This window comes from Altererythrobacter chaiwopuensis, assembly GCF_054957755.1.
In genome coordinates this window covers 1-1,397 of the sequence record NZ_JBTXJG010000004.1, presented here as the reverse complement: position 1 = coordinate 1,397, position 1,397 = coordinate 1, and the positions used below count along the sequence as shown (strand labels likewise).

The 1,397-nt window shown below is 58.7% G+C and carries 1 protein-coding gene; it reads left to right on the top strand.

Going from position 1 to position 1,397, the window contains the following annotated elements; all coding sequences use genetic code 11:
• The first annotated feature begins 90 nt into the window (after positions 1 to 90).
• Positions 91 to 1,113: an IS110 family RNA-guided transposase gene (locus tag ACX2DJ_RS12960; protein WP_462573158.1), complete on the top strand. Its 1,023-nt coding sequence runs from the start codon at positions 91 to 93 to the stop codon at positions 1,111 to 1,113.
• Positions 1,114 to 1,397 lie beyond the last annotated feature (284 nt).

Sequence of the window (1,397 nt, the reverse complement as noted above, 5' to 3'; positions counted from 1 at the left end):
GACTGATGATGTGGATGGCCCCTGTACCCGACATAGGTGAGTCGTATTGTGGGCTGTTGTCGAAGCACCCCACGGAAAGGACCATCCACAATGGAGATTACCACGATCGGCCTTGATTTGGCCAAGTCTGTTTTTCAGTTGCACGCTGTCGATGCCCATGGCGCTGTTGTCTGGCGCAAACAGGTGAGGCGGCCAGCGTTGCTCGATACGTTGGCCAAGGTTCCTGCCTGTTTGATTGGCATGGAGGCTTGCGCCACCTCGCATTATTGGGCGCGCGAGATTTCCGCGCTGGGGCATGAAGTGCGGTTGATGCCGCCAGCCTATGTAAAAGCCTATCTCAGGCGGCAGAAGAACGACGCTGCCGATGCCGAAGCGATCTGCGAAGCGGTTCGGCGACCGAACATGCGGTTTGTCCCGGTCAAGAGTGCCGAGCGCCAAGCTGTCCTTGCCCTGCATCGTTCACGCGACCTGCTGGTCCGCCAGCGCACCATGCTGATCAATGCAATCCGCGGCCATTGCGCCGAGTTTGGCCTGGTCGCGAGGCAAGGCGTTTGCGGAGCGCGTGAACTGATCGAGCGGATGAAGCAATCTGATAGCGCAGACATTCCAGACCTCGCGCGGGCTATCGTGAAAGCTCTGGCTGACCAGCTCGAAACATTGGCCTTGCAAATCCAGATCCTCAATCGAAGGCTGCTGGTCTGGCACCGCCAGGATGAAGATAGTCAGAGGCTGGCGACCATCCCGGGCGTTGGTGTGATTAGCGCAACGGCCCTGGCGGCTTCAGTGACCAATCCAGACCAGTTCCGCTCGGGCCGGGAGTTTGCCGCTTCGATAGGGTTGGTTCCTCGCCAGAACTCTTCAGGCGGCAAGGACAAGCTCGGGCGCATCTCGAAGATGGGAGATCGCTACTTGAGGAAACTGCTCGTTGTTGGAGCGACATCAGTAGTGCGGCGAGCTGCGACCAGCGATATCGCCAACGCCAATTGGATCCGCAGCCTGCTTGAGCGCAAACCAGCCCGTCTCGTTACCGTCGCCATGGCCAACAAGACCGCACGGATCGTGTGGGCCGTCCTGAAACGCGGAGAAGACTATCGATCACCGATCGGCATTTGAAAAAGAAATCGTGCTGCTCTTGGGCAGTGCGTTCTGAACTGCAGGGGTGCTCATTGATTTGATGATGACAATCTGAACAGCGGCCGCAAAGGCTGGGACAACCCGAGGTGCTGTCGGAGCTTCGTGCTCGCTAGACTGAGTGGGACCTTGCCAGCGGACACCATCAGGGCCAGCGGCTATCTTGCGCCGCGCAAACAGGCCGGACAGATGACCGCACCCTGACAGGTCCAACCATCAAATCAATTTAACCCTTGCGCAGGGGCCATCCACAGATGACAGCACCG